Source organism: Ruegeria sp. AM5 (assembly GCF_056540645.1).
This window is the reverse complement of the sequence record NZ_JBQFXC010000001.1, coordinates 463,797-487,028: the sequence shown is the minus strand read 5'-3', so window position 1 is coordinate 487,028 and position 23,232 is coordinate 463,797. Positions and strand designations below refer to the sequence as shown.

At 58.2% G+C, this 23,232-nt stretch carries 22 protein-coding genes; 12 read left to right on the top strand and 10 right to left on the bottom strand.

All coding sequences use genetic code 11. From position 1 onward, the window contains the following. Nucleotides 1-38: 38 nt before the first annotated feature. Both ACR0AH_RS02475 and trkA read right to left on the bottom strand, forming a co-directional pair. Complete coding sequence (locus ACR0AH_RS02475; protein WP_480590189.1) at nucleotides 39-1,580, bottom strand: TrkH family potassium uptake protein; 1,542 nt, start codon at nucleotides 1,578-1,580, stop codon at nucleotides 39-41. Continuing rightward, entirely contained in the window at nucleotides 1,580-2,956 is a 1,377-nt protein-coding gene (gene trkA / locus ACR0AH_RS02470; RefSeq protein ID WP_170396865.1) for a Trk system potassium transporter TrkA, read from the bottom strand. Before trkA ends, ACR0AH_RS02475 begins: the two co-directional genes overlap by 1 nt. A gap of 96 nt (nucleotides 2,957-3,052) precedes the next feature. Here trkA and ACR0AH_RS02465 point away from each other — a divergent pair, with 96 nt between their 5' ends. After that, complete coding sequence (locus ACR0AH_RS02465) at nucleotides 3,053-3,532, top strand: hypothetical protein (protein WP_170732345.1); 480 nt, start codon at nucleotides 3,053-3,055, stop codon at nucleotides 3,530-3,532. On the opposite strand, the gene ACR0AH_RS02460 is transcribed toward ACR0AH_RS02465, so the two are convergent. From ACR0AH_RS02460 to dusB, 7 genes are all read right to left on the bottom strand, one after another. Beyond that, the gene (locus ACR0AH_RS02460; RefSeq protein WP_170732346.1) at nucleotides 3,497-4,690 is read right to left on the bottom strand and encodes an MFS transporter; all 1,194 of its coding nucleotides are present in this window, start codon (nucleotides 4,688-4,690) and stop codon (nucleotides 3,497-3,499) included. The two genes, ACR0AH_RS02465 and ACR0AH_RS02460, sit on opposite strands and share 36 nt — an antisense overlap. 43 nt (nucleotides 4,691-4,733) lie before the next feature. Continuing rightward, nucleotides 4,734-5,324, bottom strand: coding sequence for a helix-turn-helix transcriptional regulator (locus ACR0AH_RS02455; RefSeq protein WP_480590187.1), 591 nt, complete (start codon nucleotides 5,322-5,324; stop codon nucleotides 4,734-4,736). Then, on the bottom strand, nucleotides 5,321-6,730 hold the full coding sequence (ntrX, locus tag ACR0AH_RS02450; protein ID WP_170732348.1) for a nitrogen assimilation response regulator NtrX: 1,410 nt from the start codon (nucleotides 6,728-6,730) through the stop codon (nucleotides 5,321-5,323). Before ntrX ends, ACR0AH_RS02455 begins: the two co-directional genes overlap by 4 nt. After that, nucleotides 6,727-8,952, bottom strand: coding sequence for a sensor histidine kinase NtrY-like (locus ACR0AH_RS02445; RefSeq protein WP_480438593.1), 2,226 nt, complete (start codon nucleotides 8,950-8,952; stop codon nucleotides 6,727-6,729). The genes ntrX and ACR0AH_RS02445 overlap by 4 nt, the downstream gene beginning before the upstream one ends. Before the next feature lie 162 nt (nucleotides 8,953-9,114). Further along, nucleotides 9,115-10,482 (bottom strand): sigma-54-dependent transcriptional regulator, encoded by a 1,368-nt coding sequence (locus ACR0AH_RS02440; protein ID WP_170396851.1) that lies wholly within the window; start codon nucleotides 10,480-10,482, stop codon nucleotides 9,115-9,117. After that, nucleotides 10,482-11,561, bottom strand: coding sequence for a two-component system sensor histidine kinase NtrB (locus ACR0AH_RS02435; RefSeq protein WP_170396849.1), 1,080 nt, complete (start codon nucleotides 11,559-11,561; stop codon nucleotides 10,482-10,484). Before ACR0AH_RS02435 ends, ACR0AH_RS02440 begins: the two co-directional genes overlap by 1 nt. Continuing rightward, nucleotides 11,558-12,541 carry a tRNA dihydrouridine synthase DusB gene (gene dusB / locus ACR0AH_RS02430; RefSeq protein WP_480590185.1) on the bottom strand — a complete coding sequence of 328 codons (984 nt, stop codon included), beginning with the start codon at nucleotides 12,539-12,541 and terminating at the stop codon, nucleotides 11,558-11,560. The genes ACR0AH_RS02435 and dusB overlap by 4 nt, the downstream gene beginning before the upstream one ends. Nucleotides 12,542-12,720: 179 nt before the next feature. Between dusB and ACR0AH_RS02425 the strand changes: the two genes are divergently transcribed. From ACR0AH_RS02425 to ACR0AH_RS02385, 9 genes are all read left to right on the top strand, one after another. Beyond that, entirely contained in the window at nucleotides 12,721-13,851 is a 1,131-nt protein-coding gene (locus tag ACR0AH_RS02425; protein WP_480590183.1) for a bifunctional 2-C-methyl-D-erythritol 4-phosphate cytidylyltransferase/2-C-methyl-D-erythritol 2,4-cyclodiphosphate synthase, read from the top strand. Continuing rightward, nucleotides 13,848-14,345, top strand: a complete 498-nt coding sequence (locus tag ACR0AH_RS02420) for a phosphatidylglycerophosphatase A family protein (protein WP_480590181.1) — start codon at nucleotides 13,848-13,850, stop codon at nucleotides 14,343-14,345. The genes ACR0AH_RS02425 and ACR0AH_RS02420 overlap by 4 nt, the downstream gene beginning before the upstream one ends. Next, on the top strand, nucleotides 14,342-14,824 hold the full coding sequence (locus tag ACR0AH_RS02415; protein ID WP_480590179.1) for a CinA family protein: 483 nt from the start codon (nucleotides 14,342-14,344) through the stop codon (nucleotides 14,822-14,824). Before ACR0AH_RS02420 ends, ACR0AH_RS02415 begins: the two co-directional genes overlap by 4 nt. A 330-nt stretch (nucleotides 14,825-15,154) precedes the next feature. Next, the gene (locus ACR0AH_RS02410) at nucleotides 15,155-15,832 is read left to right on the top strand and encodes an orotate phosphoribosyltransferase (protein WP_480590177.1); all 678 of its coding nucleotides are present in this window, start codon (nucleotides 15,155-15,157) and stop codon (nucleotides 15,830-15,832) included. A 201-nt stretch (nucleotides 15,833-16,033) separates the two neighbouring features. Further along, entirely contained in the window at nucleotides 16,034-17,524 is a 1,491-nt protein-coding gene (locus ACR0AH_RS02405) for a replicative DNA helicase (protein WP_170421945.1), read from the top strand. 173 nt (nucleotides 17,525-17,697) lie between these two features. Continuing rightward, complete coding sequence (locus ACR0AH_RS02400) at nucleotides 17,698-18,636, top strand: isopenicillin N synthase family dioxygenase (protein WP_480590175.1); 939 nt, start codon at nucleotides 17,698-17,700, stop codon at nucleotides 18,634-18,636. Between the two features lie 48 nt (nucleotides 18,637-18,684). Beyond that, nucleotides 18,685-19,719, top strand: coding sequence for an alanine racemase (gene alr, locus ACR0AH_RS02395; RefSeq protein ID WP_480590173.1), 1,035 nt, complete (start codon nucleotides 18,685-18,687; stop codon nucleotides 19,717-19,719). Next, a complete protein-coding gene (locus ACR0AH_RS02390; protein WP_170396831.1) occupies nucleotides 19,716-20,498 on the top strand; it encodes an MlaE family ABC transporter permease in 783 nt (260 codons plus the stop codon). Before alr ends, ACR0AH_RS02390 begins: the two co-directional genes overlap by 4 nt. Beyond that, nucleotides 20,495-21,241 carry an ABC transporter ATP-binding protein gene (locus tag ACR0AH_RS02385; protein ID WP_480590171.1) on the top strand — a complete coding sequence of 249 codons (747 nt, stop codon included), beginning with the start codon at nucleotides 20,495-20,497 and terminating at the stop codon, nucleotides 21,239-21,241. The genes ACR0AH_RS02390 and ACR0AH_RS02385 overlap by 4 nt, the downstream gene beginning before the upstream one ends. Here the strand turns inward: ACR0AH_RS02385 and ACR0AH_RS02380 are convergent. Continuing rightward, the gene (locus ACR0AH_RS02380) at nucleotides 21,238-21,666 is read right to left on the bottom strand and encodes an acyl-CoA thioesterase (RefSeq protein WP_480590169.1); all 429 of its coding nucleotides are present in this window, start codon (nucleotides 21,664-21,666) and stop codon (nucleotides 21,238-21,240) included. The genes ACR0AH_RS02385 and ACR0AH_RS02380 overlap by 4 nt on opposite strands. 104 nt (nucleotides 21,667-21,770) lie before the next feature. Here ACR0AH_RS02380 and ACR0AH_RS02375 point away from each other — a divergent pair, with 104 nt between their 5' ends. Next, nucleotides 21,771-22,223: a paraquat-inducible protein A gene (locus tag ACR0AH_RS02375; RefSeq protein WP_480590167.1), complete on the top strand. Its 453-nt coding sequence runs from the start codon at nucleotides 21,771-21,773 to the stop codon at nucleotides 22,221-22,223. Nucleotides 22,224-22,371: 148 nt separating this feature from the next. Beyond that, nucleotides 22,372-23,148, top strand: a complete 777-nt coding sequence (locus ACR0AH_RS02370; protein ID WP_480590165.1) for a DNA repair protein — start codon at nucleotides 22,372-22,374, stop codon at nucleotides 23,146-23,148. Nucleotides 23,149-23,232: the final 84 nt, after the last annotated feature.

Below are 23,232 nucleotides of genomic sequence, written 5' to 3'. Positions count from 1 at the left end.
GAAAAATCAGGCAGTAACACCAGGTGCCTGACGCAGGGTCAATCGCGCCACAGCGTTGGCGTAATCAGTGCCACGATCGCCAGAGTTTCCAACCGCCCGATCACCATCGCCGCGCAGACCGTCAACTTGGCCCCGCTGGAAAGATCAATCAGACGTATGGGCACATCCGTTGCCAATTCCATCAACGGCCCCGTGGTGCTGAGTGCGGCAACGCTGAGCAGCATGGCCTGTTCAAAACCTACGCCCATGACGGCCAGCAACAAATCGAACAAGGCCAACGTCAGGGCGAACATCATCAGGAAGATCCAGGCGATGAAGGCACCGTCGCTTTGAATGCGGCGGTTGCCGCCACCCTCTCCGCTGACCGAAGAAGGATAGATCAGTCGGTCAATCTCGCGCTTGCCATTCAGATAGAGCGCAAAAACCCGCAACAGCTTTACCCCACCCGCAGTCGTCGCCACGCCTCCTCCGACCAGGGCTAGCCCCATCAGAATCAGGCCCGGTGTGCTCAAGCCCGACAATTGCTGCGCGTCGTTCCAGTTGGCGCTTTCAAATCCGGCCGTGGTCAGAAACGACATCGCCGTAAACATGAACCCCCAAAAAACGCCAAGTGCTTGCCGCACTTCGACGGCAATGTTCAGTTCGGCCGTTCCAGCCAAAAACCGGATGAACAGCAGCACAGCGACCGCCAGCACGATGAAGATGCCAATCCTAAATTCTGGGTCTTTGTCCAGCCGCGAATACCCTGAGGTCGCTGTATCGGTCGAAAAGGTCAGCCGCGACAGGGCAAAGAACAGGAACAGGAACAGGATCGCCTCGCCAGTGATTCCTGCGGTCGATCCTTCCAATCCACCGACGGGTGATATGCCGGAAGTCGCAATCACTGACATCGCGTGGCTCACGGCAGTAAGCCCTTGCTCACCTGCGATCAACAGCAGGATCCAGATCACAGCTGTCAAACCCGCATAGACGGGTGCCAATGTGCGCGACACGCGGATCAGATGGCCGCGTGGATCGGACTTCTCGCTCTGTGCCACGCCCGAGACGGGACGCCCTGGTTGCCCCCGGGCTGTGACTTCGAAACCGCCCAACGACAAGGGTGCCAGAATCGCGGCCGCCGAGATCCACATCAGCAATCCGCCCATCCAACCGACCAACGCGCGCCATAAGTGCAACGGCGCCGAAAGGCGTGCGGGATCGGGGAACAGATCAGCGCCGGTTGTGGTCAGCGCGCTGACCATATCGAAATAGGCGTTCAGGAAGCTGGTTGTCCCCAGCGCATCATGAAACGGAATAGCAAGAAATATCGGCAGTACGGTAAAGGCGGCCAGCAGAACCGCCAATTGGCCAAGCGTTCCCCGCCGTGGTCGTCGGTTCGACATGGCCAGAGCTATGATCGACACCGCAAAAACACCCAGCAATCCGGAATAGAAGAATGACCGTGAGGTGGCGTGATCATCCAGCGCCAGCGCATAAACTGCGGGTATCCACATTGCCAGCGACACGATACCCCAGATCATCAGCAGCAGCGGCAATCGCCGCAATACTCCGATCCGTTGCTGTCCGCGTGCTTGCAACATCAGAAGAAATCGATTGAAACCTGCATCAGACGCTCAACCTCGGGCACGTCTTTGGCCATTGCAAAGATCGCCACCACGTCTTTCTCGTCGATGCGCAGGCTGCCGGTCGGGCGCAGAACCTCGTCACCTTTGCGTACTGCGCCGACCAGAACGCCTTCTGGGAAATCGATGTCGCGCAGTTTTTGTCCAGCCATGGGCGAGGTTGATAGCACTTCGGCCTCGATTACCTCGGCCTCGGCATCTCCAATGGAATACACCTGACGCACGCGCCCGTGCCGAATGTGACGCAGGATCGAACTGACAGTGGTGGCGCGCGGGTTGATATATGCATCAATCCCCAGCGGTCCCATCAAAGCGACCATGCTGGGGTCGTTGATCAGGGCGATGGCCAGTGGACAACCCTCTCCCTTGGCGCGTACCGCGGCCAGCATGTTGGTGCGATCGTCATCCGTGACCGCCAACATCGCGTCGGCGCGCTCAATCCCTGCTTCGCTCAGCAAAGATGAATCTAGGCCGTCGCCGTTCAGAACAATCGTCCGCTCCAATGCCTCGGCAGCGATTTCGGCGCATTTGCGGTCACGCTCGATAATCTTGGCACGCACCCGGCTTTCGCGCTCTTCCAGTGTGCGGGCCACTTCCAACCCGACATTACCGCCACCGACGATCACCACACGATCTTGCTTACGCTGAGCCTTGCCGAACACCTCCATCGTACGTTCAACGTCCTTGACGCTGGTGAAGACGTAGCATTCGTCGCCTACAAACAGCTGATCCTCGGATTCCGGTGCAAACAGCGTCCCTTCGCGGCGCACACCAACCACAATCGAGCTGAGCGTGGAAAACAGGTCGGTCAATTGTCGCAGCGGTGTGTTGACGATTGGACAGTCTTCCTCGACCCGAATGCCCAGCAGCTGCGCCTTACCGTCCATGAAAATCTCGGTATCGAAAGCAGAGGGTGCCGAAAGACGGCGCATCGCTGCGGCGGCAACCTCGCGCTCGGGGCTAATTACGACATCGATGGGCAGATGATCACGACGGTACAGATCGGAGTGGATCGCCTCAAGATAGGATTTTGATCGCAAACGCGCGATCTTGCGCTGGATCGAAAAAACCGAGTGCGCCATCTGGCAGGTGACCATATTCACCTCGTCCGAATGGGTCGCGGCGATGATCATATCGGCGTCCCGCGCCCCTGCCCGATCCAGCACATCCGGATAACTGGCGAAACCGGCGATCCCCTGCACGTCCAGCGTCTCGGTCGCGCGACGTACCAGATCGGGATTGTTGTCGACCACCGTCACATCGTTCAGTTCGCCCGAAAGGTGACGCGCAATCTGCCAGCCGACCTGACCGGCACCGCATATGATGACCTTCATGCTCTTGGCCTTTCTGCCTGAAATCTTTGAATGACAGATGCCCCCAAAGCGGTCAATTGAATTGTCATGCCTCCTAAGCTGCGCCAAAGTAAGCATATGAAAACCATTCTGCCTGCCCTGATTTGCCTGCTGACGCTGTCCGCCTGTGGTCCGCTTTCTTTGTATTATCGCGAAGGTGAGAGCGTCTCGCGGATGCAGACCGAGACCACGAACTGTCAGGTGCAAGCCCTCAAGGACGCCCCTGTCGCCAATCAGGTCCGGCAGAGCCCGCCAGTCTATTGGCCTGGGCGCACCTATTGCGATGGCCGAGGACGCTGCTATCGCAACCCCGGATGGTGGGAGCCTGGGCGGGTCTATACCGTCGACGTGAATCAGGGGCTGAGAAACAAGGTCGAGGCGCAGTGCATGGCCCAAAAGGGCTATCGCCCGGTCAGCCTTCCGCCTTGCAAACAGGGTGTCAAATCGCGGGTCACGCCCACGCGCACCACGACGCTCCCGCCGCTGAACAGCGCGTCCTGTTTCGTGAAATTTGACGACGGGTCATTTCAGATCGTCACTCCGGGACAAGCCGGCTGATTTGCGACGCCGCGCCAGCAGCAGATGCGCTATGATCGCGATGCTATAGAACGCGGCGACGGCTACAAACATGCCAGCCTCATCGACGCCCAGCAATATCGCCAGCAATACCGGGGTTCCAAGCAGGTTTCCGGCATTGCCCATCTGCGCCATCGCACCATAACTCAGGGCTTGGGCTTCGGTGGTATCGTTTAACTCTGGCACTGCGGCGAAGCTGCCGCCCTGTACAAGCCCGAGCACGGCAAACAAGGCGATACATCCGAACGTAAGGGGCGCCCCCAGAAACAATGCGATGATCGTCGCGATCCCCAGCACAAAGCCCAGATTGACGACGCTGACGCAGGACAGGACGGTCAACAGCAAGGGCACCAGCAGCCATGACAGTACAATCCCTGCCAGGGGCATAAGTGCTGCAATCGATGCACCCTGCCCTTCGGGTAAACGACCCGGCAGGATCGCTAACAGAGAAACAAATGTCAGCGTGTAAAAGAACCAGCCAATTGCCGGGGCCGAAATAAAGGGTGAGCGGTAGGTCCTGATATGCACATCAAGGAAGGCGGAGAGCCCCCACCCGGTACCCTCCGTCTGGCCCATGTCGGTTTTCAGATTGCTAAGCGCGATCAGCGCGGCGATCAGCAGCATCAGACCCCCGTGCATAGCAAAGTATGTGGGCAGTCCGAAACGATCGACGATGGGCAGCCCAACCCAAGCGTTTAATGCGAATGCAACGCCAAAGAATGTACTCCACAGCACCATGGAATTATACCGCGCCCGACCGGATGTGATCTGAGCAATCAGCGTCGGTGCCGCCACCACAATCGCAAGATGGGACAGCCCCTCGATCACCCGGCTGAGCAGCATCAGTTGAAAAACCGGCAAGCTTGCTTGCAGCAAAGATAACGCGCCACCGAGCACAAGCCCTAATAGCAATAGACGATTTGGCCCAATACGCGCTGTGATCGCTCCGGATATCGCGCCCAAAGCAGCCCCCATTAGACTGATAATGGACAGCAACCAGCCGATCACGGCAGCGTTGTCCGGGTACAACAGCCCCACATCAGAAAATGGTACGGCAATCTTTGCAAATTGGGTTGCCGCACCGAGGCCAGCAAACCAGATCAGCATGACCTGCAAGAATGTACGAAAAGAGTCACTCATGCAGCCGGTCTATCGCGCCTAACCTGCCAGCGGAACGCATAAATTATGCGGTGACTTCGCGCCGCCCGCTGACCAGACGGACCGGAGTGCCATCACCCAGATACAACCGCTCCCACACGATTTGCCCGGCGCTGATCCTGATTTGATCATGCACAGCCTCGGAAGTCAGAAACGCTTTGGGTGAAGGCGAATGCAAATCCCACCAGCCATCGTTCTGCAGTTCTGCTTCGGCTTGTCGGATCTCATCCGTTGCAAATTGCCAAAGCGACACGCCCAGCAAGGCGCGCTGTGAGGTCTTCCAATCCAGCGCCCGGCTGCCCGAATAAGCAAGGCAGATATGGCTGGCCTCTTCGACAAGGTGCAAGCACTCTGCCGAATGAACGACCAGACGTTTCAGCGCAGAATCCTGCACCCGAACCGGCCCCAACGCTGCAAAAACGGACTGTTGAATATACGGCGATGGCGTTTGACCCCCGTTTTCCCACCGGGAAATCGTGGTTTGGTCGACTTCAATCAGATCTGCGAGGGCGGATTGCTTAAGTCCAACCGACCGCCGCAACCGCTTCAACCGTTTACCAAAGGCGGGAAAACCGATGGAAACGGCTACGGTCTTCTTATTCGGCGCGGTACTCACTCGGCTGGTTCGGGCTCGTCAATTTGAGCCACCCGCGCACCGGATTTGTTCGAGGTCACTACGCCCAGCGACTTGAGCTTGCGATGCAAGGCGCTGCGTTCCATGCCGACAAAACTGGCCGTGCGGCTTATGTTGCCACCAAACCGATTGATCTGGGTCAGCAAATATTCACGCTCGAACGCTTCGCGCGCCTCACGCAGCGGCAGCGTCGCCAGTGCGCCAGACAGTACCACGCGCCCGGACTCGTCGGATTTCTCTTCTTCGTTGGGCAACTCGCGGGCCTCGATCGGGCCAGTGCTGTCGCCTAGGATCAGCACCCGCTCGATCAGGTTCTTCAGCTGACGCACATTGCCCGGCCATGTCATCGTTTGTAGCAAAGCAATAGCCTCATCCGACAGCTCGCGCATCGGCAGACCCTGTGTATCGTTGCACACCTCGATGAAATGTTGCGCCAGAACCGGGATGTCCTCTCGCCGTTCCTCCAGCGAGGGAACCGCAATCGGCACCACATTCAGCCGGTGATACAGTTCTTCGCGGAACCGTTCGGCGGCGATCTCTTCTTCCAGATCGCGGTTGGTCGAGGAAATGACCCGCAGATCAACCCGCACCTTGTCAGAGCCACCAACACGCTGGAATTGCTGATCAACCAACACGCGAAGAATCTTGGACTGCGTCCCCAGCGGCATGTCAGCGACTTCGTCGAAGTAGACAACGCCGCCATGCGCCTCTTCCAGCAGGCCTGACTCGATTCCGCGCTCAGACGATTCTCGTCCGAACAGAACCTCTTCAACCCTCTCAGGTTCAATCCCCGCACAATTGACCGTCACAAATGGGGCATTCGCCCGGTTGGAATGGGCATGGATATAGCGCGCGGCAATTTCCTTGCCCGACCCAGCCGGCCCGCTGAGCATAACCCGGCCATTCGACTTTGTTACCTTGTCCAACTGCCCCTGCATCGCGCGGAACGACGCAGAATTGCCAATCATGTCTGAACAGCTGACTTCCTGCCGCTTCAGCGAGGCATTCTCGCGACGCAGGCGCGAGGTTTCCATCGCACGGCGGATCACCACCATCAACTGGTCAATGTTAAAGGGCTTTTCGATAAAGTCGTACGCCCCCTGCTTGATAGCCGCCACTGCAATCTCGATATTGCCATGTCCGGAAATGATCACCACCGGAACATCCGGGTTGTCCCGTTTTACAGCTTTCAGGATGTCGATCCCGTCCATTCGACTGTCTTTCAGCCAGATATCCAGGATCAACAGCCCCGGAGGTTCGGCATTGATCGACGACATGCACTCATCCGAGTTTGCCGCCAGCCGAGTTGAATAGCCTTCGTCCTCCAGAATGTCGGACACCAATTCGCGAATATCGCGTTCGTCATCTACGATCAGAATGTCGCTCATCTTTGGCCTGCTTTCAGTTTGTTTGTTTTAATCGCCTGTTTTTCCGGCGCATTTGTCGGGCCGCCTGAGGCCCCGGGTAGACGAATGACAGCCATTGCGCCGAAATGGTCCTGTCCGTCGAATGTGGGCGCGTCTTCCAATGTCAGCGCTCCGCCATGTTCTTCGATGATCTTCTTTACGATGGGCAGGCCAAGGCCGGTGCCTTCGTCACGCGTGGTCACATAAGGTTCGAACAGCCGTGCCCTGTCCTCGGGCAGACCGATGCCATTGTCCGCAATGGTGATCTGCGTTCCTGCATCGTCAGTGGAGACAACGACTTTGATCTGAGGTTTCAGATTGTCCGGTGCGCCTTTTTCTTTCAGCGTTTCAATAGCCTCGCCCGCGTTCTTGATCAGGTTCGTCAACGCCTGGCTCAACATGGTCGAATCCACATCCGCCAAAATGGGCTGTTTAGGTAAGTCCGCATCGATCTGAACATCAGGCTGACCCGCCTGCTGCAACAGAACCGCCTCACGCACTAGCGTCACGATATTCTCTTCGCGCCGTTCCGGTTCGGGCATGCGTGCGAATTTCGAGAACTCGTCAACAATCCGCCGCAGATCATTGGTCTGCCGCACGATCACGTCGGTCATCGATTCCAGGCTATCGCAATCGTCCTCGTCCAGCTTGCGCGAGAATTTGCGTTTGATTCGCTCGGCGCTCAGTTGGATCGGTGTCAGCGGATTCTTGATCTCATGCGCAATGCGACGGGCCACATCACCCCACGCCGCCATGCGCTGCGCGCTTACCAGATCGGTCACGTCATCAAAGGCCACAACGTAGCCTTCCAGCCTTCCATCCTCGCCACGCCGCGTCGCCATGCGTACCAGTAAGTTCTCCAACCGGCCTTTACGGGTTACCTTGATCTCCCCCTGAACCGCCTCTTGCCCGCTGTCCTTAAGGGCTTCGAACAAAGGCAAAAATTCGGGAACAGCGATGCCGATAGCCAGGTTCTGCTCTCCACCAGACCAGCCCAGAAGACGTTCGGCGGATCGGTTCACGAAGGTCACACAGCCCTCTGAATCAACGCCAACGACACCGGATGTCACCGAGCTTAGAACTGAATCAAACAGCCGCCTTCGACGTTCGATATGGCGGGTGTTTTCCAACAGCGTGTCGCGCTGCCCCTTCAACTGACGAGTCATCTGGTTGAAGTAGCGGCCCAGCATCGCGATTTCGTCATCGCTGGCCTCTTCGATGACCTGAACACTCAGATCACCAGCACCAACGCGCTGCGCCGCCGTTGTCAGCCGTCCAACAGGGCGAGAAAGACGTTCGGCGAACCACATGCCCAGCGACATCGCGGCCAGAATCAGGATCACAGCAAAGCCGAGATAAAGAAGGCCGAATTCGAACAGGACCCTGCCCCGCTCACTTTCCAATTGGCTGTAGAACTGTGCTGTCTCTTTGGTTTCATCAAGCAGGGTCAGAAGCTGCCCATCAACCTCGCGACTGACATAGAGATACCGGTCAAGATAGGCGTGCAAAGGAACAAGCGCGCGGAATTCGCTGTTCTCCCAATCGGCAATGATGGCCACGCCCTGATCATTGGCCTCGATCATCTCTTCGGGGGTTGGTGCCTCGTAGTCGAACAGGTAGGACCGATCACCGCGCGATCGGATTTCGGCGCTGCCATCGATCACATAGGCCTCTCGCAAACCGCGTTGTATCTGGGCCTGCCCCTGGGCCAGAACCTCTCGCAATTCGGCGTCTGAGACAAAATAATCCAACGATCGCGCGTTATCGAGGAAACGCGCCAGAACAACCGCATCCTGCGTCAGGCCCTCGCGGTGTTCCTGTTCGTAAGCTTCGGCTGCAGTTAGTGACGACCCAACCACCTGCCGCACACGGTCCGAGAACCAACCTTCAAGGCCGATATTCACCGTCAGCCCGGCGAAAATCGCCACGGTGACCGTCGGCACCAAAGCCAACAGCGTGAAAGCGCCGATCAGGCGCAGGTGAAGACGGGAGCCCGCAGATTTCGCGCGACGTGCGGCGATCAGACTGAACAATTGGCCCAACACCAGCGCAGCTACGACCAGCACGTAGACCAGATCAGCCAACAAAATCAGCCGCAGCGTCGGTGCCGCCGCGCCAAGATCAAAAGGGCCAATGACGAGATAGGTTGCAAGCGCCAGAACCGGGCCCAGTATAACCAATCCCAATGTACTGAAATTGCGCATCCTCCGGGACTTGCGCCACCGGTTAATCGATAGGATCGGCCCGTTCTGTGCCCGGGTTGCCACCGTCTGCCCTCATTCTGATGTGCCGCTTGCGCGGCTTACCGCCATATATCGTGGTCGTTCCCGGGGTCGAACCCGAATGCCACTGTTTGTGTGGCGATATTACATCAGTTTGCGACGGCGTGTCACCTGAATATCGAGGTCAGTAATCTTTTTCCGCAGCGTATTCCGGTTAATCCCCAGGAGATCAGCACATTTTGCCTGATTTCCACCAGTCGCATCCAGCGCGATTTCGATTAACGGTGCCTCGACCTCGCGTAGAATACGTTGATAGAGGCCGGGAGGCGGCAGGATGTTTCCGTGCAGATCAAAATACCGGCGCAGGTGACGACCAACCGAAGATGACAGCTTCTCACGCTCGCCATCACCCAGAACTGGTTCGGCCTCGGGCTGGCTACCCAGCACCATCTCAACTTCGGTGCGCGAGATTTCATCAGAACGGCTGGTTAGACCAAGACGCCGGATCGCATTTTCAAGCTGTCGGACATTGCCGGGCCAGGAATACCGGCGCACCAACTCGACCGCTTCGGGGCTGAGACGACGCTGCGCGCCGCTTTCCCGCTCCTCCCGCGCCAGAAAGTGATCGGTCAGCAAGGTGATATCATCAACCCGCTCGCGCAACGCAGGCACGTGGATCGTCGCACCGCAGAGACGGTAATAGAGATCTTGTCGTACGCGACCACTTTCCATCGCGTCGGTCAGATCTGATTGACTTGTGGCCATGAAACGCGGTACGTGATCGCCCGGCGTGTCCATCATGCGTACGATACGGGCCTGAATCTCATCATCAATATCGGCAATTTCATCGATCAGCAGCGTACCACCACGTACGCGCGCCATCACCCGTGCCGGGCCTTCCAAATCGCTCAGATCGGCAGCTGTCACGGTGACAAAGGGCAGTGTCCTTCGGTCAGAGAAATCGTGAATAGCGCGTGCTATCAGAGATTTACCCGTCCCACTTTCACCAGAAATCATCACAGACAGATCCGTGTTCATCACCCGAGCGACCAGACGATAAAGCGCCTGCATCACCGGGGTGCGCCCGACAAGCGGCAGTTCATCAGGTCGGTCTTCGCTGGCCATCACCGGCTCAGCCTGTACCCGCTGCTTTTGATCCAGCGCCCTCGCGGTGCGCTTCATCAGATCGGGCAAATCGAAAGGCTTTGGCAGATAATCGTAAGCTTCCGCCTCAGCCGCCTGAATGGCTGTCATGATGGTGTTCTGGGCCGAGATCACGATGACCGGCAAACCGGGACGGTCCTGCGCGATCTTTGGCAGCATCTCCAACCCGTTTCCATCCGGCATTACCACATCCGAGATCACAACGTCGCCCTTGCCTTCGGCTACCCAGCGCATCAGCGTGGTCAGCGAAGATGTCGCGTGAACCTTGCACCCCGCCCGCGTCAGGGCCTGTGTCAGAACCGTGCGGATCGTGCGGTCGTCATCGGCAACCAGAACTGTGCCATCCATCAGATGCTCTCCTTTTCATACGCGTCGTTCGGTGCACGCCGCAGGGACAGTCGAAAACTAGTGCGTCCGGGCACAGATTCAGCCGAAATCCAGCCGTCGTGGTCGGAAACGATCTTGCTGACCAGCGCCAGCCCAAGCCCGGTGCCGTTCTCCTTGCCCGACACGAAGGGGTCGAAAATATCACTGCGAATATTTTCCGGCAGGCCCGGCCCATCATCAATAATCTCGATCTGCAGAGGCAGCGAATGACCCGAACCGTCACTGCGCCGCAGTCGGAATGAATGCTCAAAATAGGTACGCAGCCGGATTGTACCGTTGCCATCAGCAGCTTCCGAAGCGTTTTTGAGCAAGTTCAGAACCACCTGCAGGAACTGATCCGGGTCCCCATAGGCCAAGGGCAGCGAGGGGTCGTAATCCTCGATAATCGTCATATGCGCGCCAAAACCCAACAGCGCTGACCGGCGCGCGCGATCCAGTACATCGTGGATATTGACCGGTTTGAAATCGGGTTGAGACAGGTTGCCGAACTGTTCTACTTGCTCCAACAACTTCACAATGCGGCGGCTTTCCTCAACGATAAGGTCAGTGAGCTCAAGATCTTGCTGCGAAATATTCATGCTGAGCAATTGCGCCGCACCGGTGATCCCTGCCAAAGGGTTCTTGATCTCATGCGCCAGCATCTCGGCCATGCCAATCGCAGACTGCGCTGCCGATTTCACAGTGTTGCCACGGGTCATCCGACCGGCCAGTTCGCGCGGCGAGATGATCATGATCATTGAACCGGGATGCCCCATCAGCGGCGCGATTTGCAGCGCACATTGCAGCGGCGCGCGATTGCCCGACCCAACGTCCACATCGTTCACGAACAGCGGTGTACCTTGTTGACGCGCGCGCAAAAACGCCTCTTCCAACGGCGCGTCAACCGCGAGTTGATCCCAGACCGGGTGTCCAATCACTGCCTTGCGGGAGGCGTTCAGAAACCCCTCACCCGAGGAGTTGACGTCCGATATCCGATCTTCGGCATCGATAATGAACGCCGGAACCGGAAGCGAGGTCCAGATGCTCTGGTCAGAGGTCATGCTGCTGCCTCCGCCGTGCCACTAAGCGCATCTGCCAAAAGCCATAACACATCATTGGTGTCGCGGGATGTCAGGACAGCCCGCCGCAAGGTGGCGGGTGTTCCAGCCTCATCCATGTACCAACCGAGATGTTTGCGTGCGACGCGCAGGCCCAGATCGGTACCGTAAAACTCCAGCATCGCCAGATAGTGGCCACGCACCATCTCGATCAGTTCAGTGCCCGTGGGAATGGTTGGAGAAGCAGCGCCATAGAGATCATGGCAAATCTGCGCCAGCAGCCAGGGCTTGCCCTGCGCCCCCCGACCTATCATGACGCCATCGGCCCCGGACTGATTCAGCGCGATTTGCGCTGCCTCGGTATCGACGATGTCACCGTTTGCGATGACAGGGATCGAGACGGCTTCTTTCACCGCCCGGATCGCCCGCCAATCTGCCCGGCCTTTATAGAATTGACAGCGCGTACGCCCATGGATGGTCACCATCCGGATGCCTGCGTCCTGCGCACGCCGCGCCACATCCGGCGCGTTCAGCAGATTGTCATCCCAGCCTAGCCGCGTTTTCAGCGTAACAGGCAAATCAACTGCACCCACAACGGCCTCGATCAGCGTCAGTGCATGGTCCGGAGTTTTCAACAAAGCCGAACCGGAATAGCCGTTGGTTACCTTCTTGGCTGGGCAACCCATATTGATATCGATCACGCGCGCGCCCCGGTCAGCGACTTGCCGGGCGGCCTCGGCCATCCAATGCGCCTCGCGTCCGGCCAGTTGCACAGCGGTGTTTTCCACATCCGCCGAAAGCTCGGCCCGTTCACGTACGCCTGGTTTGGCCTGCACCATCTCTTGGCTGGCGACCATTTCGCTGACAACCATCCCCGCGCCGAAGCGCATCACAAGGTCCCTAAAAGGCCGGTCGGTGATTCCGGCCATTGGCGCCAACAGCACCGGAGGGGTCAGATCCTTTTCAGCAAGACGCAGGGCCAATGTGCTTAATCCTTGAGCAGTTGCGCATTTGATATCGAAATTGCGGCATATGAACAATAAAACGGGAGCATTCAAGCCCGCAAAATCATCATATGCTTATTTTTTAAGCAAATTGACGCGGGTGATTGCCTCTGCATTCACCGACCCCTAAACAATGCCCCAATCAGGAGGCCTTTCAGATGACCACAGCCGCCATCATCGTCGCCGCCGGGCGCGGCCTGCGCGCCGGAGGCGGAGTGCCCAAACAGTGGCGTGCGTTGAGCGGGAGGCGCGTGGCCGATTGGGCGATTGACCGCTTCGAAGGGTTGGTTGATCACGTCGTTTTGGTGCTGGCCGAAGAGGACACAGCCGTTTGGGAAGAATTCAGCGCGACAAACCTGATCCTTGCGCCCGGCGGTGCAGACCGCGCCGGATCAGTGCGCAACGGGTTGCAGGCTTTGGAAGCGTACAGCGTTGAAAAGGTTTTGATACATGATGTCGCCCGACCCTGCGTCAGCGCTCGGATAATCGGCGATGTTCTGAAAGCACTCGACACGCATGCGGCAGCTGCTCCGGGCTTGGCCGTCACGGATGCGCTCTGGACAGGCGACGGTTCAGTGGTCACAGGAACGCAGGATCGATCCGGCCTTTACGCTGCGCAGACACCGCAGGGATTTCATTATGGCACAATCACCGCCGCCCATTCAGCCCATCCCGGAGGTGCAGCGGATGATGTAGAAGTCGCGCGCGCTGCGGGAATCGAAGTCGCGATTATTCCGGGCGATGCGGATAACCTGAAAATCACACGGCCCGAGGATTTCGCACGGGCCGAACGTACAATGGGTATGAATATGGATGTAAGGCTGGGCAACGGCTACGACGTGCACCGCTTTGGTGACGGAGATCACGTGATCCTCTGCGGTGTGAAGGTGCCGCACAATCGTGGGCTCCAAGGTCACTCCGATGCAGATGTGGGGATGCACGCGGTCACCGACGCGATCTATGGCGCCCTGGCGCGGGGTGATATCGGACAGCATTTTCCGCCCTCCGATCCGCAGTGGAAAGGTGCAGCGAGTGAAATTTTCCTGCGCCACGCAGTCGAATTGGCTGGGCAGTTGGGCTATGAGATCTCGAATGTCGACTGCACACTGGTCTGCGAATTTCCCAAGATCGGCCCTCATGCCGATACCATGCGTGCCGAAATGGCACGGATCATGGGCTTGCGCACCGATCAGGTCTCGGTCAAGGCCACCACATCCGAACGGCTGGGCTTTACCGGTCGCAGCGAAGGCATTGCCTCGCTCGCAACTGCCTGTCTGGTGAAGTCATGACAGCGGCTCGTCTAATCGGAACCGTCTGCGGCGTCGGTTACCTCCGCCCTGCCCCCGGCACCTGGGGATCGCTGGCTGCTTTGCCGCTGGCATGGGTTCTGCATACGCTGGGTGGCTTCCCCTTGCTGGTCATCTCAACACTCGCGGTTTTCTTCGGGGGCCTGTGGGCTACGCAAGTGATGACAGCTGGACAAGATGACCACGACCCGTCCGAAATTGTCATTGATGAAGTCGCGGGCCAGTTCATCGCGATATGGGCGATTTCCTACTCGGCTTGGGCGCATGGGATCGACATCACAGCGCTCTGGCCCGGCTGGATCGCGGGTTTTCTCTTGTTCCGCCTCTTCGACATTACCAAACCCGGTCCCATTGGCTGGGCCGACGGGCGTGGAGATCCGATGGGTGTCATGCTGGATGATGTGATCGCTGGCGTCTTTGCGGCCATCGGTGTGGTCGTCCTCGCCGGTATCTCACATGGAGTCATGGGTCTATGACCGTTGTCGACCTGCTGGATCGCGCCAAGGCGCAGGGCATGATGATCGCCACTGCTGAAAGCTGTACCGGCGGTATGGTCGCCGCTGCACTGACTGACATCCCTGGCAGCTCTGCCGTGGTTGAGCGCGGCTTTGTCACCTACACCAACACCGCAAAGCAAGAGATGCTGGGCGTGCGCGCCGATACGCTTGAGACATGTGGCGCAGTTTCAGAAGAAGTCGCCCAAGAAATGGCCAATGGCGCCCTGCGGAATTCGCGGGCGCAGTTGGCGGTCTCGATCACCGGCATCGCGGGCCCCGGCGGGTCCGAACACAAACCCGAAGGCCGCGTATGCTTTGGCCTCGCTGCACAGGGTCAACCGACCCGAACCGAGACCGTGGAATTCGGAGCGCAGGGACGGGATGACGTACGTCGCGCTGCGCGGGACCACGCTTTGACCCTTTTGAGAGACGCTCTTGCTGATCTGGCTCAGACCTAAGAATACCTGCAGTCTACAGCGCATCATTTCGAATACTGGGCGCTGTATACAGTTACTGCGCGGCAGCCTACGCATTTGTGACGGCAATGGTGGTTGCGCTTCTTACCTCGCCTCGCATACACGTCGATACCGAGATTGAAGGCACGGTCTTGCCGATTGCGGAAAGCGAGCCTGAGAAATGAGCAGTCAAGCCCACCTTGGCTGCTCTGCCCGCAAGGGCATCAAGCGGACCTCTTGGGGGTCCGCTTTTCTTTTAGCGTGCCCTCTCGACTCTGGGCCGGGGGTCAGGCTATCAGCCTGCGACACCCTTTCAGCCCAGAGGTTTGCGCCATGATCCCCAGTTCCTTCCCCGACAGCACCGAAATCGCCCGCCTGACCGCACGGATGCTGCTGGAGATCAAAGCCGTACACTTTAATTCCCGCGAAACTTTCACGCTGGCCAGCGGTCTACCAAGCCCGACCTATATCGATTGCCGCAAGCTGATCTCGTACCCGCGCATCCGCTCGACCCTGATGGACTTCCTGACGGTTACCGTGATGCGCGACGCGGGGTTCGAAGCGTTTGACAATATCGCTGGTGGCGAGACAGCAGGTATTCCCTTCGCTGCAATGGTGGCCGAGCGCATGTCACTGCCAATGACCTACGTGCGGAAGAAACCCAAAGGCTACGGCCGGAACGCCCGCATCGAAGGCGCGATGAGCGAGGGTGAGCGGGTACTGCTGGTTGAAGACCTGACCACCGATGGAGGCTCAAAACTGTCCTTTGTCGACGCGATCCGCGAAACCGGTGCGACCTGTGGGCATACGGCTGTGATCTTCTATTATGGTATTTTCCCCGAAACCGAGAAAACGCTGGGCGATCACGGCGTAAAATTGCACTCGCTTTGTACTTGGTGGGATGTTTTGGCGGAAGCCAAAGCGCAAAAGGCCTTTGACGAAGAGACGCTTGATGGCGTCGAGGCCTTCCTGAACGACCCGCGCGGTTGGCAGGACGCACATAAAAGCTGACGTTGCGCAAACTGTTTTCAGAATGGAAACACTGACCGCTGCATCGATCGCTTCATCCACAAGATGTTGACGCAACCCTGCCTCATCCTTCAATATGATGGGGCAGAGAGATATGCACAGCATATCCCCAGAAAACATACAATTTGCGCCGACTCACAGGGCCGCGCTATGGCCTCTGTCCAGGGGACAAAGAGAACAGCAATGAACGAGATCAGCAGTATCGAGCAGGCCGCCGCACAGATTCAGAACCCAGAAACAATGCCGCACTCCATCGAGGCCGAGCAGCAGCTTCTGGGTGCGATTCTGACGAATAACGATCTGTATGATCGGGTCGCATCGATTATTGGGGCCGAGCATTTCTATGATCCGGTTCATGCGCGCATCTACGAAGTCGCGTCGACCCGTATCGCTAAAAATGCGCTGGCTTCACCCGTCACGCTGAAGTCTTTCATGGCCGAGGATGAGGGCCTGAAGGAACTGGGCGGTCCGGCCTATCTGGTCAAGCTTGCCGGTGCCTCGATCAGTGCCTTTGCGGTGCATGACTACGCCCAAATGATCTATGACCTCGCCATTCGGCGCGAGCTGATCCGGCTGGGCCGGGACATTTCAGACAAGGCTGCGAGGGTCGATGTCAGCAGCGAGCCCAAAGAGCAAATCGTCGAGGCCGAGCAACAACTTTATCAGTTATCCGAGCAGGGCCAGACCGAACAGGGTTTTCAATCCTTCCTTAAGGCGGTCACAGAAGCCGTCAACGTCACCAACGAGGCGTACCAACGCGGTGGCGGCATGGCGGGGATTTCCACCGGTCTGGCCGATCTCGACAAGCAATTGGGTGGCCTGCACCCGTCCGACCTGATCATTTTGGCCGGGCGTCCGTCGATGGGTAAGACATCGCTGGCAACAAACGTCGCATTTAACGTGGCCAAGGCCTACAAGCGCGGCACCAAGCCGGACGGCTCTGAAGGTGCGATCGACGGCGGTGTGGTTGGGTTCTTTTCACTCGAAATGAGCGCCGAGCAACTTGCGGGCCGGGTTCTGGCCGAGGCTTCCGAGATTTCCAGTCACAAAATCCGCCAGGGCGACATGACCGAGTCCGAGTTCCGCCGCTTCGTGGACGCCGCGAAAGAACTGGAAGCCTGCCCGCTGTTCATTGATGACACCCCCGCCCTGCCAATCTCGCAACTCGCTGCCCGTGCACGGCGGCTGAAGCGGACGCACGGGCTGGATTTGCTGGTGATCGACTACCTTCAGCTCTGCCGCGGAATGGCCGACAACCGGGTCAACGAAATCGCCGAGATTTCGATGGGCATGAAAGCCATCGCCAAGGAACTCAACATCCCGGTCATCGCATTGTCACAGCTCAGCCGACAGGTAGAAAGCCGTGACGACAAACGCCCGCAGCTGTCTGACCTGCGGGAATCGGGCTCGATCGAACAGGATGCCGACGTTGTGATGTTCGTGTTCCGCGAGGAATACTATAAGGAACGCGAAAAACCCGGCGATCACGAGTTGGAAAAGATGGAAGAGTGGAAACAGGCCATGGAGCGCCTGCATGGCAAGGCCGAGGTCATCGTCGGCAAGCAGCGCCACGGCCCCATCGGCACAGTCGAGCTGTCGTTCGAAGCTCAGTTCACCCGATTTGGCAATCTGGTCAAACCTTGGCAACAGGACAGCCAGATCGAGGGCTATTGATCCCTTGACCAGCCCGGTCCGATGTGTACGGATCGGGCCATGCAAGCTTGTCTCAATCCCCTACCCCGGCGCGTGATTCTGGCGCGTCATTTCGGGCATCGCCGCAAACGCTTTGCGGGATAGACCGGGGGCATTTTTGCCCCTGCAATCTTCCCAATATAAGCGAGAGAGACATGACTGAGTTCACAGAGATCCCCGTTATTCGTCTGGGTGCACGCCCTGATGAGGAAATCGCGGCCGAGTTTCGTTCGGCCTACGGTACGACTGGTTTCGGCTATATCGAAGATCACGGAATAGACCCGCAGCTGATGCGCGATGTGTTCGAAGCCTCAAAACAGTTTCACGCGCTGCCGCTGGATCAAAAGCTGGCAATCGCAGTCGACCACACGCATCGCGGATACATCGTCATCAACACATCGACAGATGTGAACTCAACACTGGCCGATGTAAAAAAACCCAACCAATCCGCCAGCTTCATGATGATGCGCGAGGATGCTGGCGTTGATCCCGATATCTACCTCTCGGGTTCAAACCGATGGCCTGATCTACCGGATTTTCGCGACACCCTGGAAACCTACGTTAAGGCTATGTCGGCCCTTGGACGCAGATTGATGCATATCGCGCTGATCGCTTGCGAGGCGCAGGATTTCTCGGTCCTTTCCGCGTTTGATGAGCCTACATTCTGGCTGCGTCTGCTTCACTATCCTCCGCAAGCAAAGACCAGCCCCGATGATCTGTTCGGCTCGGCCCCGCACACTGATTTCGGATGCCTAACGCTGCTCGCTCAAGATCAGGTGGGCGGCTTGCAGGTCAAAACACCGTCAGGGCATTGGGTTGACGTTCCGTCCCGTCGCGACGCCTTTGTCGTCAATGTCGGGGATATGCTGCACCGGATGTCGAACGGCCGCCTGCTTTCGACGCCGCATCGGGTCATCAACCGTTCGGGCCGTGAACGATATAGCGTTCCGTTCTTCTTTGATCCTCATGTCAGCACAATCATCGAACCCCTACCCGGGACCGGCCAACCTCAGTTTAGCCCCTTATTATTTGCGGATTTCCTGCGTTCCGAGCTGGAAGCGGCCTATGAGGCGCATAAACCCGCCAAGAATTAAGGTGCTCCCCCCTTGACCTGGGCCAATCCTATGTGATGAACGGCGTTTATGAGTACCGCACATCTGACGATAAATCTGCACGCGCTCGCCCAGAACTGGCAGGCGCTTGACGCAAAGACCCAGGTTGAGACCGGCGCAGTGGTCAAAGCTGACGCTTACGGGTTAGGTGCCGGTCCGGTCGCCTCTGCGCTGGCTGAGGAAGGCGTTGCAAAATTCTTCGTCGCCGTTGCCGAGGAAGGCGTGGCCGTGCGTGAGGCTGTGGGCCCCGGCCCGCTGGTTGCGGTGTTTTCCGGACATATGGAGGGTGACACGGATCTGCTGCGCCAGCATGATCTCACGCCGTTGATCAACTCGCCCGAACAATTCAAGCGTCATCGTCAGGCCCTGCCCGATCATGGCTTTGGTATCCAGCTCGACAGCGGTATGAATCGCCTTGGGCTTGAGCCTGCGGTCTGGGCCGAACTGCGGCACGAAGCTCTTGCCCTGGACCCGCTGGTCGTGATGTCGCATTTGGCCTGCGGGGATGAGCCTGAACACCCTATGAACCGCCAACAGTTGAACACGTTCAAACAGATGACCGATGGCGTCGACGCGCCGCGCTCGCTTGCGGCGACGGGTGGTACTCTGATGGGGCCGGAATTCCACTTTGACTTTTGCCGCCCAGGGATTGGCCTGTACGGCGGGATGCCTTTTGCCGGGGCCAAGCCGGTCGTCACCGTCGATCTGCCGGTGATTCAAGTGCGCGACGTCGCCGTGGGCGAGACCGTCGGCTACGGCAACAGCTGGAGCGCGCGCCGCCCGTCGAAGATTGCGACCGTTGCGGCCGGTTATGCCGACGGGCTGCATCGCGCCATTGGGGGCGGCATCGATACATTCGCTGGTGATCAGCCCTGCCCGGTGGTAGGACGTATCTCGATGGACCTGATCACCGTGGATGTGACTGACTTGCCGTATAAACCTGATCGCCTGCGTATCCTGAACGGGCACCAAACCGTCGATGATCTGGCCGAAGCCGCTGGCACCATCGGCTATGAAATTCTGACCTCGCTCGGCAGTCGCTTTTCGCGGGGCTACGTGGAATGAATCCCGTTTCATTGCTGGGTGAGCTGGGGCGTTCTATCCTGACCATGCTCGCCGCGTTTGGCCGCGTCGCGCTGTTCGCGCTCGACGCGGTTTCGCACATTTTTCGACCACCGTTTTATCCGCGCGAGTTCGGCATCGCCCTGCTGAATATCGGCTGGTTGTCCCTGCCCGTGGTCGGCCTGACCGCCATCTTCACCGGCGGCGCGCTGGCGCTGCAAATCTATGCAGGCGGTGCGCGTTTCAACGCCGAGGCCGTGGTGCCCCAGATCGTCGCCATCGGCATGGTGCGCGAACTGGGTCCGGTACTCGTCGGTCTGATGATCGCCGCCCGCGTGACATCCTCGATCGCCGCCGAGATCGCCACGATGAAAGTGACCGAACAGATCGACGCTCTGGTCACATTGTCCACCCATCCGATGAAATACCTCACCGCCCCACGCGTGCTGGCCGCCCTGATCACAGTTCCAGCGCTGGTCGGGGTCGGAGATATCATCGGGATCGCAGGCGGTTACACGGTCGCGACGCAAAATCTGGGCTTCAATCCGGCAGCCTATCTGAAAAACACCGTCGATTTCCTTGAAGCGCGGGATATCGTTTCGTCACTCGTCAAAGGTGCTGCCTTCGGCGTGATCGCCGCCATTATGGGTTGCTATTACGGCATGTCCTCGGGCCGCGGCGCGCAGGGCGTGGGCCGCGCCACCAAGGGCTCGGTCGAGGCTGCTGCTGTGCTGATCCTCGCCGCCAATTTCGTTCTTACAGGGGTGTTCTTCTCGCTATGATCCGAATGGAGAACGTACATAAGGCCTTTGACGACAACCACGTCTTGCAAGGCATGAACCTTGATATCCCACAGGGCACCTCGATGGTTATCATCGGTGGTTCGGGCACCGGTAAATCAGTGGCGCTGAAATGTATCCTCGGCCTGATCAAGCCCGACAGCGGCATGATCTATGTCGACGGCAAGGACGCCCAGAAAGGTGACCGGGATGCGTTTCTGGCGCGTTTCGGCATGCTGTTTCAGGGGGCGGCCCTGTTTGACTCCCTGCCCGTCTGGCAAAACGTCGCCTTCCGCCTGCTGCGCGGCTCACTAAAGCGCCCGGCGGATGAGGCGCGCGAGATCGCCATCGAGAAACTGCGCCGTGTGGGCCTGAAATCCAACGTCGCCGACCGGTTCCCGGCCGAGCTGTCGGGCGGCATGCAAAAACGCGTCGGCCTCGCCCGCGCCATCGCCGCCGAGCCCGAGATCATCTTTTTCGATGAACCCACCACCGGCCTTGACCCGATCATGTCCGGCGTCATCAACGACCTGATCCGCGAAATCGTGACCGAGATGGGCGCCACCGCGATGACCATCACCCACGACATGAGCTCGGTCCGCGCCATTGCCGACAACGTGGCCATGCTGCACGGAGGCGTGATCCAGTGGACCGGCCCGGTCAGCCAGATGGACGCCTCGGGCGATCCCTATGTGGAGCAGTTCATCAGCGGGAGTGCAGAGGGGCCGATTGAGGCAGTGCGCTAATCTTTCTCACTCACTAGCCAGTTTTTCGCGCTTGCGACAACCTCATCTGGAAGCAATTCGGCTTTTCGAGATTCGAGATTTAACAAGACGCATTTGAACACTGTTGAGAATACAGTTTTTCTGTCAGCAGAGCGCAGCAATCTGTGTCGGAAGGTGACCGACTTCCCGCCTATCTCGAGTACCTCACTCTCCATCTGAATAGCCTCCCCCGCTCGAAGTTCGGCGAGGAAACTACTCTTCGCATGTACCACCGCAAATGATAGCTTCCGTCCCGAACGCATATCGTCTGCGTTCAATCCCATCTCCGATTGGATAGCAAACACCGAATCTGAGCAAGCCGCAAAGTACCGCGAGACATTCATATGCCCCAGAAAATCGCAATCCGAAGGATCAACAATTGACTTGAAAGCCACAAAAGCTGGCATCTGAGGTCTCCCCACTGACAAAAACGAGTTTGAATTCTTGAATTAAGCTAACACATAACTGAAACGCGTCGCCCGATAGGCGGCGGAACACCTAAAAAGTACATATGACCCTCCGCCTCGCCACCCTCTCGCTGCTGATCCTCTACCCCATCGCGTGGTTCGCCCCGCTGATGCGCGCAGGCCTCCTGCCGATCTTCGGCCTCAGCGAAATCAGCGTTATCACCGGCCTCCAGTCCTTATGGAAATCAGACATCTTCCTCGCGCTGATCGTCACCGTCTTCGCCCTCTTCGCGCCCTACATCAAAACCATCGGGACCGCGCTGATCCAATGGAACCTGCTGGATCCGAGCGTCCAGCCCGCGCTCAACATCCTCGGCAAGCTGGCGATGGCCGATATCTTCCTCATCGCGCTTTACATCACGTTGGCCAAAGGCATCTCATACGCCACCATCGAAACCGCATGGGGTCTCTACCTGTTTACCGGCTGCATTCTGGCTTCACTTGCACTGGGCCATATTACAGAGATGACATTTGGATCACGAAAACCTCAGACCTAATTGATTGAAAACAGATTTCTGAGTATCATCTTAATATTTCGAGCAGTAAATTTTGTAGTTTATGGGTCCGTAGCGGATCACTTCGCGTCTGTTTAACTTTCCGCTTCGGCCCGGTTTTTGTACCGGTTGAAGAAGGAGAACGACGATCATGGCCGCCCTCCACACAATAACATTGCAATTTCAGAATACCTTATTAAGGCTCACTTTTTTCCTGATCTGCGCCGCAGCATTGTTCGCGGTGACGACCACCATTTTATCCGCGTTTGGCATCCTGCCCTGGCTCTCGTTGCAGGCCGGTCTCAGCAACGGTGCAACGATTGACGCTGGTCTATATGTTCAGGCCGGATTGACCGCCCTGATCCTGATGCTGGTCTTCTATCTGCCATCGAACGCCCGCATGATGGCGCTTGAAAACACCCATCGTAAGTTCACAATGAACATGCAGGACGTGGCCGGGGCCTATCAGGTCGCCCATGCCGCCGACCGAAGCGGTGCCTTTGCACTGTCTTCCGAATTCGACGCCGTGAAAGAACGTATGGCCTTTCTGCGCGATCACCCCGATCTGCAATCGTTGGAACCGCAGGTGCTGGAACTGGCCGCCCAGATGAGCCAGATCAGTCAGGAGCTTGCCGATACCTATTCCGAGGCAAAGGTCGCCCGCGCTCGTACCTTCCTGCAGCAACGGCAGGAAGAGATCGAGCAATTCCAGCAGCGCATCGAGGAAGCCCAAATCATCCAGCATGAACTGCGCCAATGGACGCGCGATATCGAGATCGAGGAGTCGATCGCCAAATCCCAACTCGCGCGCTTAAGGGATGAGCTTTTCGACCTACTGCCCGAACTCTCGGCACAACTGCAGTCTTCCCCCGACGACAAAACAGCTGCCAGCGTGGTCGCCATGACCCCACCTCGGGCCGCAGAATAGGCGCGTTTAGCGCCCGCTGCGAAGGATGGCCCGCAGGGCCTGACGATGCGGCGCGCCCCCGGCGGTGAGGAAAGCCCGCAAGGG

Coding starts and splice junctions, on each gene's coding strand:
- ACR0AH_RS02475 (WP_480590189.1), bottom strand. CDS start 1,580: ATGTTGCAAGCACGCGGACAGCAACGGATCGGAGTATTGCGGCGATTG.
- trkA (WP_170396865.1), bottom strand. CDS start 2,956: ATGAAGGTCATCATATGCGGTGCCGGTCAGGTCGGCTGGCAGATTGCG.
- ACR0AH_RS02465 (WP_170732345.1), top strand. CDS start 3,053: ATGAAAACCATTCTGCCTGCCCTGATTTGCCTGCTGACGCTGTCCGCC.
- ACR0AH_RS02460 (WP_170732346.1), bottom strand. CDS start 4,690: ATGAGTGACTCTTTTCGTACATTCTTGCAGGTCATGCTGATCTGGTTT.
- ntrX (WP_170732348.1), bottom strand. CDS start 6,730: ATGAGCGACATTCTGATCGTAGATGACGAACGCGATATTCGCGAATTG.
- ACR0AH_RS02445 (WP_480438593.1), bottom strand. CDS start 8,952: ATGCGCAATTTCAGTACATTGGGATTGGTTATACTGGGCCCGGTTCTG.
- ACR0AH_RS02440 (WP_170396851.1), bottom strand. CDS start 10,482: ATGGATGGCACAGTTCTGGTTGCCGATGACGACCGCACGATCCGCACG.
- ACR0AH_RS02435 (WP_170396849.1), bottom strand. CDS start 11,561: ATGACCTCTGACCAGAGCATCTGGACCTCGCTTCCGGTTCCGGCGTTC.
- ACR0AH_RS02425 (WP_480590183.1), top strand. CDS start 12,721: ATGACCACAGCCGCCATCATCGTCGCCGCCGGGCGCGGCCTGCGCGCC.
- ACR0AH_RS02420 (WP_480590181.1), top strand. CDS start 13,848: ATGACAGCGGCTCGTCTAATCGGAACCGTCTGCGGCGTCGGTTACCTC.
- ACR0AH_RS02415 (WP_480590179.1), top strand. CDS start 14,342: ATGACCGTTGTCGACCTGCTGGATCGCGCCAAGGCGCAGGGCATGATG.
- ACR0AH_RS02410 (WP_480590177.1), top strand. CDS start 15,155: ATGATCCCCAGTTCCTTCCCCGACAGCACCGAAATCGCCCGCCTGACC.
- ACR0AH_RS02405 (WP_170421945.1), top strand. CDS start 16,034: ATGAACGAGATCAGCAGTATCGAGCAGGCCGCCGCACAGATTCAGAAC.
- ACR0AH_RS02400 (WP_480590175.1), top strand. CDS start 17,698: ATGACTGAGTTCACAGAGATCCCCGTTATTCGTCTGGGTGCACGCCCT.
- alr (WP_480590173.1), top strand. CDS start 18,685: ATGAGTACCGCACATCTGACGATAAATCTGCACGCGCTCGCCCAGAAC.
- ACR0AH_RS02390 (WP_170396831.1), top strand. CDS start 19,716: ATGAATCCCGTTTCATTGCTGGGTGAGCTGGGGCGTTCTATCCTGACC.
- ACR0AH_RS02385 (WP_480590171.1), top strand. CDS start 20,495: ATGATCCGAATGGAGAACGTACATAAGGCCTTTGACGACAACCACGTC.
- ACR0AH_RS02380 (WP_480590169.1), bottom strand. CDS start 21,666: ATGCCAGCTTTTGTGGCTTTCAAGTCAATTGTTGATCCTTCGGATTGC.
- ACR0AH_RS02375 (WP_480590167.1), top strand. CDS start 21,771: ATGACCCTCCGCCTCGCCACCCTCTCGCTGCTGATCCTCTACCCCATC.
- ACR0AH_RS02370 (WP_480590165.1), top strand. CDS start 22,372: ATGGCCGCCCTCCACACAATAACATTGCAATTTCAGAATACCTTATTA.